Annotated in this window: 10 protein-coding genes; 9 read left to right on the top strand and 1 reads right to left on the bottom strand. The window is 42.4% G+C overall.

Translation table 11 applies throughout. The features are described 5' to 3' along the window. Nucleotides 1-292: 292 nt before the first annotated feature. Nucleotides 293-694 (bottom strand): type II secretion system protein, encoded by a 402-nt coding sequence (locus tag JXA84_03530; protein MBN1150277.1) that lies wholly within the window; start codon nucleotides 692-694, stop codon nucleotides 293-295. Nucleotides 695-1,074: 380 nt separating this feature from the next. Here JXA84_03530 and JXA84_03525 point away from each other — a divergent pair, with 380 nt between their 5' ends. From JXA84_03525 to JXA84_03485, 9 genes are all read left to right on the top strand, one after another. Continuing rightward, entirely contained in the window at nucleotides 1,075-1,359 is a 285-nt protein-coding gene (locus JXA84_03525; GenBank protein MBN1150276.1) for a co-chaperone GroES, read from the top strand. Between the two features lie 12 nt (nucleotides 1,360-1,371). Then, nucleotides 1,372-3,012, top strand: coding sequence for a chaperonin GroEL (groL, locus tag JXA84_03520; GenBank protein MBN1150275.1), 1,641 nt, complete (start codon nucleotides 1,372-1,374; stop codon nucleotides 3,010-3,012). A gap of 122 nt (nucleotides 3,013-3,134) precedes the next feature. Beyond that, the gene (locus tag JXA84_03515; protein MBN1150274.1) at nucleotides 3,135-3,362 is read left to right on the top strand and encodes a zinc ribbon domain-containing protein; all 228 of its coding nucleotides are present in this window, start codon (nucleotides 3,135-3,137) and stop codon (nucleotides 3,360-3,362) included. After that, nucleotides 3,359-4,834: a glycogen synthase GlgA gene (glgA, locus tag JXA84_03510; protein MBN1150273.1), complete on the top strand. Its 1,476-nt coding sequence runs from the start codon at nucleotides 3,359-3,361 to the stop codon at nucleotides 4,832-4,834. Before JXA84_03515 ends, glgA begins: the two co-directional genes overlap by 4 nt. A 19-nt stretch (nucleotides 4,835-4,853) precedes the next feature. Beyond that, nucleotides 4,854-5,384: a cob(I)yrinic acid a,c-diamide adenosyltransferase gene (locus tag JXA84_03505; GenBank protein ID MBN1150272.1), complete on the top strand. Its 531-nt coding sequence runs from the start codon at nucleotides 4,854-4,856 to the stop codon at nucleotides 5,382-5,384. A 38-nt stretch (nucleotides 5,385-5,422) separates the two neighbouring features. Continuing rightward, complete coding sequence (locus JXA84_03500; protein ID MBN1150271.1) at nucleotides 5,423-6,253, top strand: ABC transporter substrate-binding protein; 831 nt, start codon at nucleotides 5,423-5,425, stop codon at nucleotides 6,251-6,253. Further along, nucleotides 6,240-7,004 carry an ABC transporter ATP-binding protein gene (locus tag JXA84_03495; GenBank protein ID MBN1150270.1) on the top strand — a complete coding sequence of 255 codons (765 nt, stop codon included), beginning with the start codon at nucleotides 6,240-6,242 and terminating at the stop codon, nucleotides 7,002-7,004. Before JXA84_03500 ends, JXA84_03495 begins: the two co-directional genes overlap by 14 nt. Beyond that, nucleotides 7,001-7,993, top strand: coding sequence for an iron ABC transporter permease (locus JXA84_03490; GenBank protein MBN1150269.1), 993 nt, complete (start codon nucleotides 7,001-7,003; stop codon nucleotides 7,991-7,993). Before JXA84_03495 ends, JXA84_03490 begins: the two co-directional genes overlap by 4 nt. A gap of 63 nt (nucleotides 7,994-8,056) precedes the next feature. After that, nucleotides 8,057-8,408, top strand: a 352-nt coding sequence (locus JXA84_03485; protein ID MBN1150268.1) for a PTS sugar transporter subunit IIA, incomplete at its 3' end; no start/stop codon positions are given.

The raw sequence follows: 8,408 nt of genomic DNA, 5'->3' as shown, positions 1-8,408 counted from the left end.
TTGAAGCCCTCGGCTTCACCGGATATTCTTTTATGGAAATATTCATTATGAATTTTATTCCTGAAAAACATTGTCGTAAGCTACGCAACGGCAGAGAGAGAGAGAGAGAGAGAGAGAGAGAGAGTTAGTATCCAATAACATATTGAGATTATATTAAAAAACTGATTTTTGTCAATCAACTTTTAATATAAACTACGTTTTTACCGATTATTAAATAAAATGTTAAAAATGGGAATTATACAACAAAAAAAGGGGAGATAAAATCTCCCCTTTTTTGAGCAAAAGATTCTGTTTAGTTGCCAGGAGTTAAAGTAATAATTACATCTGCATTTTTTCCACCACCGTAGATTGTGTAAGCTGCTGCGGAAGCTGCTGCTGCGTGTGAATAAGCAACTTCTCCTTCTGCTGGAACAGCTCCATCTACCCATGCATCAGCTGTATTACCTGTGAATGGGTTCTTCATATTCGCTGGTATAGCACCAGCATCGACAGCTGCTAACCCACCGGGATACAAACCGTCGTATTTTGTGGAATACTCTTCAGCAACAAGCTGAACTGTGTGGGCATTGGCTTTTACTTCAGACTCTTTCGCCCTGTCACGAAGCCTGATGAAGTTCGGAATGGCTATCGCGGCAAGAATGCCGATGATGACCACGACGACCATCAGCTCGATCAGTGAAAATCCTTTCTTCATTCTAAACCTCCTTTGTAGTTTTCAAACATTATAACATTTTATAAGCAACATACATGCCAAAAATACAAATGGGTACAAATCTCATTCTTGCGCTCATTATAAGGTTTAGCCATGTTTAAGACCATTGTATTTTGCAAAAACATCGACTTTATGCCACAATTTACATTTATAATATTTCTAAAGATCAAATCTCTCATTATGTAACCCTATTATGATGTCTCATATTGCGCATTTTACACTCTGCTGCATAAAATTGCAACACCTTTATTTGGTATGTTATTATTTGACATAAAATCTTGACAATGTCTTATTTTCGAATATCTTTAGACTTAAAGCACAATAAGTTCAACTTAATATTACATCAAAAGGAGGTCATATCTATGGCGGTTAAGTTGGTCCCAGTGAACAGAAAAGTGATAGTGGAAAGATCCGAGGAACCGGAAGTAAAAAAAGGCGGAATAATTATCCCCGACACGGCTAAAGAAAAACCTCAAAAAGGGAAAATAGTCTCTGTCGCCCAGCCCAAAAAGGACGAGGATCCGATGCCTGTCAAGGAAGGAGACACTATCCTTTTCGGAAAATACGCAGGCACGGAAATATCCGTCGACGACAAAGATTATCTCATACTGAACGAAGACGAAATCCTGGCTATAATTCAAGAATAACGGAGGCAAAGAATGGCAGCTAAAGAAATATTCTTCGGCGAAGAAGGAAGAGACTCAATAGCAAGAGGTGTCGAAAAACTCTCCAAAGCGGTAAAAGCCACTTTGGGGCCCAAGGGAAGAAATGTTCTCATAGACAGAAAGTTCGGCTCTCCTCTTGTGACAAAAGACGGTGTTACAGTAGCCAAAGAAATCGAACTAGAGGATTCCTTCGAGAACATGGGAGCTCAGATGGTCAGAGAAGTGGCCTCTAAGACTTCGGACGTAGCCGGCGATGGAACTACTACAGCTACAGTACTCGCCGAAGCCATATACAAAGAAGGCAGAAAAAATGTCACCGCAGGAGCCAACCCCATGGCTCTGAAAAGAGGCGTCGAAAAGGCGGTGGCTTCAATAGTTGAAAATCTCAAGACAATGTCAAATCCCATAAAGGGTAAAGAGGAAATCGCCCAGGTCGGAAGAATATCCGCCAACAATGACACTGAAATCGGCAATATAATAGCTGACGCGATGGACAAAGCAGGTAAAGACGGCGTCATAACAGTCGAAGAGGGCAAAGGTCTTGAAATGGAACTCGAGATTGTTGAAGGTATGCAGTTTGACAGAGGTTACATATCCCCATATTTCATTACAGACTCTGAAAAAATGGAAGCTGTTCTCGATAAACCTGCTATTCTGATCTACGACAAAAAAATTTCCGGGATGAAAGACCTGCTTCCTCTACTCGAGAAAACTGCCCAACAGGGAAAACCATTACTCATCATCTCCGAAGACGTCGAAGGCGAAGCACTCGCGACATTGGTCGTCAACAAGATCCGCGGCATTCTCAAAGTCGCCACGGTTAAAGCCCCAGGCTACGGCGACAGGAGAAAGGCAATGCTCGAAGATATCGCCATACTCACAGGTGGAAAAGTGATTTCGGAAGACGCCGGGATGAAACTCGAAAACACACTCTTGTCCGATCTCGGAACATGCGAAACAGTCAAAATAGACAAGGACAACACAACCATAATAAAAGGCTACGGCTCTGAAAAGGCTATAAAAGACAGAATCTCCCAGATAAGGAAACAGATTGAAGAGACAAAATCCGACTACGACAAGGAAAAACTTCAGGAGAGACTCGCTAAACTCGCAGGAGGCGTTGCCGTTATAAACGTTGGCGCCGCTACCGAAGTAGAGATGAAGGAGAAAAAAGCGAGAGTCGAAGACGCTCTCCACGCGACAAAAGCCGCTTCAGAAGAGGGTATAGTCCCCGGAGGCGGAGTTGCTTTGATCAGGTCTTTACCTGCACTCGAAAAGCTTCTGTCTTCAACTGATCTTGACACGGACGAAAGAACAGGCGTCGAATTGATAAAAAAAGCCATAGAAGCTCCTCTCAAACAGATAGCCATCAATGCAGGTTGGGAAGGCGCAATCGTGGTTGAAAAAGTCAAAGATTCAAAAGAAAAATCGTTTGGCTTTGACGCAGACAAATGCGAATACGTAGACCTAATAAAAGCTGGAATCATAGATCCGACAAAAGTTGTCAGAAGCGCCATCCAAAACGCTTCTTCTGTAGCTTCGCTTTTGATCACTACAGAAGCGATGATAACCGAAAAACCGGAAAAGGAAAAAACACCTCCGATGCCTCCTGGAGGAATGGGCGACATGTACTGATAAAAAGGGGGGGCTTCACCCCCCCTTTTTTTTTTTGAAATATTTTCTCTTTCAATAACTTTTTTTTTAGCTTATCATGTCTTGTCCAAATATTTCAAAATGAGTTTTAAAGAGGGGAAAAAATGCCGATATACGAATATGAATGTGAGAAATGCGGGGAACGTTTCGAGTTGCTTTTAAGCTTCGATTCCTCATCGGAAAAGGTTTGTCCAAAGTGTGGAGGCAAAGCAAAAAAAATTATCTCTCCAAGCGCCGGGTTCATTTTTAAAGGCACAGGTTTTTATAAAACGGATTACAAGGACAAACCCGCTGAAAACAACACTCAGGTGAAAAAAAAGGTAGAAGCTTGATGCACATTTTGACAATCGCTTCGGAAGCCCATCCTTACTCTAAAACCGGAGGGCTTGGAGACATGGTCGGGGATCTTTCGAGGCACCTGTCCAAAATCGGACACGACGTGAGAGTCGTACTCCCTTACTACAGATGCACGAAAGAAAAAAACCTGGACATTGAAATCCAAACCGACGACTTGCGTGTCAACTCAGGTGAAAAGACCGTACAATGCAGGATTCTGAAATACCTGGAGCCTTCTTCTTCCGTGAGGTTCTTTTTTGTCGAGAACGATGCATATTTCGACAGACCTGAACTATACAACGAGAACAACGTAGATTATCCTGACAATGCAGAGAGGTTTATATTCTTCTGCAACGCCGCCATGCAATTGGCAAAGAGCTTCGATTTCGACGTCGACATAATTCATTCCCACGACTGGCAGGCGGGTCTTGTACCTGCTCTTTTTAAAGCGGGTGTCCATCTGCCGAAACAGCTTTCAAAAGCTAAGACAGTTTTCACAATACACAACCTTGGTTACCAGGGTAATTATCCCATGTCATATTTTAAAATGACAGGGTTGCCGCCCTCCTACGCTTCGACTCAGGGAATTGAATTTTATTCAAACATATCTTTGATTAAATCCGGAATAGTATTCTCAGACATGCTGACGACTGTGAGCCAGAAATACGCTTTGGAAATACAGTCCCCGGAATTCGGATTCGGTTTCGACGGACTGATAAGGGAAAAAAGAAACAAACTGATAGGGATTTTAAACGGAATTGATGAAAACCTTTGGAACCCTCTTTCAGATCCTTTCATCAGTTGTCATTTCGGAGCGGATTCGATAGAGACCAAGGCTATCTGCAAAAGTAATTTGCAGAGGAAAATAAATTTTCCTCAAGACCCGAAAACTCCTCTTGTCGGAGGAATTTCAAGAATCGCTTACCAGAAAGGCCATGACATGATCGCCAGAGTTCTCCCGGGCATTCTCTCCAGCGACATCCATATGGTCGTATTAGGAACAGGTGATCCTGAAATTGAGAGACAATTTCACGAGATTTCAAGACATTATAATAACTTTAAATTCATAAACGCATTCGACGAGCCCCTTTCGCACCAGATCATCGCCGCATCAGATATTTTCATTGTCCCCAGCCGTTACGAACCCTGCGGGTTGACCCAGATGTTCGCTTTAAAATACGGCACCATGCCCGTGGTTCACGCGACCGGAGGTCTCGACGACACAATCAAGAATATCGATCCGATAACAGAAAAAGGAAACGGATTCAAATTTTCACCTTTTTCCGAAATAGAATTTACATCAGCTCTTTTCAGAGCCATCGCTCTCTTCGACAAGGATAAAAATTTGTGGAAAAAAATAATTGTCAACGGTATGGATGAAAACCATTCCTGGGAATACAGGGTAATGCATTATCACAATTTATACCGTTCTTTGGCAAGACAAGAAACTAAAAAAATAACAGGTTGAAGGTTCAGGATAATCGAAAATGGCGAAGTTAGTCAGGGGTTATTTTCAGGTTTACACAGGAAACGGCAAAGGAAAGACAACCGCGGCGTTAGGACTCTCAATCCGCGCAGCGGGGGCAGGTCTTAAAGTTTACATTGGTCAATTTTTGAAAGGACTGCCCTATTCTGAGCACCTCGCCTTGGACAAATTCAGGGGACAGATTTTTTACGAATTGTTCGGTGGTCGGGAATTCATAGACATGGTTTCACCCTCGAAAATTGACTATGAAAGGGCTGAAAAGGGATTTCAAAGATCTCTTGATGCCGTATCTTCAGGAGAATACGACCTCGTCATACTCGACGAAATAAACATCGCAGCCCATTTCGGCCTTTTGGATTCAAAAAAAATATTGGATCTTATAGAAAAAAAACCCGTTAACATGGAGCTTGTTTTTACCGGAAGATACGCGCCTATGGAATTTATCCAAAGAGCCGACCTGGTGACAGTCATGGAAGAAGTGAAACATTATTACCGAGAAGGTGTAGAAGCCAGAACTGGCATTGAGATGTGAAACCTTCCTTCCATATAGTTTTAACTTCCGTTCTCCTTTTGAGTTGCTCAGAAAAAAGCGCTCAGAAACCGGAGTACAGATATGATAAGTTGGTCGTAATAGGGCCAAACCTGACCGAGATCGTGGCGTCGCTCGGCTTTTCTCAGCATATTATCGGCATAGACAATTGGTCCGACCCCAACCTCGCCTCGCCAAACGCAGTCAAAGTCGGGGGTATATTGAACCCTAATCTTGAACTCATCGCCTCCTTAAAACCGAACGCGATTTTTATCGCCGGGAATTCCAGGGATTTTGAAAACTTCCTCGGCAATTATTCCATCGAAGTCCTCTCCTTCACCGTAGAAGACACAGCGAGCATTCTATGTACAATAGATGAAATTTCAAAATTACTGAACAGGGAAAAGACCGGCGATTCAATAATTTTCAACATAAGAAAAGAGGTCAAATCCCTTTCTGCGCTTCATTTTCCATATAGACCAAAAGTTCTTATAGCGATAACTTCAGGGACATCTACGCCGGAAAAGTTTATGTCGGCGAACAGCAATACTTTTTTAGGCGAAATTATCTCAATAGCCGGAGGCGAAAACGTCCTGGGCGACAATACTGTTTTGTATCCGGAAATAACGAGAGAAACGGTTGTTGTACTCAACCCTGAAATCATAATTGAGCTTTTTCCATCTGAAGACACCGAGGATTCTCTGAAAATGGTCGAAAAATGGATCAAAGCCTACCCGGGAATACAAGCATCCAAAAATAAGCATATACATATCGTGTTTGACGAGTCGGTTCTTTTGCCTGGACCTAATTTCATAGAATCCGCCTTATACATACATTCTGTTCTTCAAAGAGCTGTCAATGCTGAAAATTGAGGGAGTTTCATTTTCATACGGGAATGAGTTTAAGCTTTCCGGAATAGATCTGGAATTGAAAAAAGGAAATCTAACGGCAATTATAGGACCTAACGGAAGCGGAAAGAGCACAGTTTTGAAATTAGCCCTGGGTTACCTGAAGCCAACTCACGGCAGAATTTTTTTTAAGGGAAAAAACATAACAAAACTTTCTCTTAAAGAAAAATCCAAGATGATATCTTACCTGCCTCAATTCGCCGGTCTTGACATACCTTTCACCGTAGAGCAAATGATCATATTGGGCAGAAATCCCTGGCTGGGAAAATTCGGATTTGCCCAGTCACAAGATTTTTTTCCTCTGAAAAATCTTCTTAAAGAGTTTGATCTAGAACATATATCCGAAAGAAAATTCAACGGCCTGAGCGGCGGAGAACGCCAAAGAGCCCTGATCGCCGCAAGCATCGCCCAAGCTTCTGATTTTTTGATCTTGGACGAACCAACTGCTTCTCTTGATATCTCTTATCAGGTGGACATATACAAAAAACTGAGGATCTTCGCGTCTAGGGGCACAACAGTCCTAATGGCAAGCCACAATATAACACTCGCCAGCGTCTTTTCCGATGAAATTGTCATCCTCAAGGAAGGAAAAGTTTATTCAAAGGGCAGACCTCGGGACGTAATAGACGAAAAAACGGTAAGAGATGTTTTCGGAGACTCTCTCTCTCTCGTTTATCAGGGTGAATCTCCTCTTGTTTTCCCGAGGTCGGTTTGAAAACTGTTCTGACAAAAAAGAAACTCGCGATTGTCCTATTCTGCCATGCTTTGCCTGCTTTTTTTCTTCTATCAGCGGCTCCTCTTTTCGGAGCGGTCCAAATCTCTATTTCAGACCTTCTCAAAGAAGGCGTACTGCGCGATATATTCTTCGATTACCGAATACCGCGAGCGCTGACTGCTTTTTTGCTGGGCGGAGGCTTATCTCTTTCAGGAGCCATTCTTCAGAGCACCCTGAAAAATCCCCTTGTAGAACCATACACACTTGGGTTGAGCAGCGTCTCTTCTTTAGGCGCGTACCTGGCCCTGACTTATTTGCCTTTTATCGCCCTTTCGGGAATATTCTTCTCTCTATTGTTCTCCTCCTTGACAACCGTTTTCATATACATATTTTCTTCGAGGAGAAAAATATTTTCTGTACATGACCTTGTCCTGGCGGGAATCACATTGAGCATTTTCGCGGGTTCATCAATAACCCTTCTGAGGTTTATCTCCAACCCTTTCACTTCAGGATCAATTGACAGATGGCTCGCGGGGTCGCTCGCGTTTGCTAACTGGCCGAATTTTTTCTGGAGTTTTGTTTTCGCATGCCCTCTGATTGTCTTCTCTTTTTTTAACATGAACTCATACAACCATTTATTTTTCTCAGATGAAATAAGCTACTCAAGGGGAATAAACGTCCAATCTCTTCAAAAAATCTCTTTTCTCATGGTAAGCCTTTTTACAGCCGGATGCGTGGCTTTTTTCGGACCAATAGGCTTTGTAGGCCTGATAGTTCCTCACGCCGAAAGAAAAATTTCCGGAAACGATTATCGGCTTCTTTTACCATCATCATTTTTTTCAGGAGCGGCATTTCTGACAATTGCCGACATAGTATCCAGAAAAGCGGTCCAACCCTCGGAATTACCTGTAGGAGTCGTCACCGCTCTCCTCGGCGCGCCTTTTTTCTTGTATATCCTTCTCTGGGACAAGAACAAAGAAAAACATTGACATGGAAGGTTATAGAATATATTTTATTAAAGATTATTGGGAAAGGGCTATAATATTATCCATTTGATCGAAGAGAAGAACGTCTTTATTCTGAAATCTTCAACTTCAAAAGGCGTGTATTCCGAACTGCTCAAGGGAGTAAAAACCGAGCACTACACTACTATTTTGAAAGCTCTTTTAGACAGAGAAAAAATTAATTCTTTTGTTCTGGAAGGGAACATAGCTTTTCCGCACGCTAGAATAAACCTCATATCTTCTCCGATTGTCTCTATCGGCATTTCTCCTTCGAAAGACATCCCTTTTCCCTGGCAGATGGAAAATTCGATATCTCCAGTGAATTTCGTTTTTCTGCTGGTCTTGCCAACCCAGGAATACTACCTCAACTCTCGCGGGAAATACGTCAAGTATTCTGATA

Source organism: candidate division WOR-3 bacterium (genome assembly GCA_016926475.1).
Classification (GTDB): Bacteria; SDB-A; SDB-A; order SDB-A; family SDB-A; genus JAFGIG01.
This window is presented reverse-complemented; position numbering and strand designations above follow the sequence as displayed.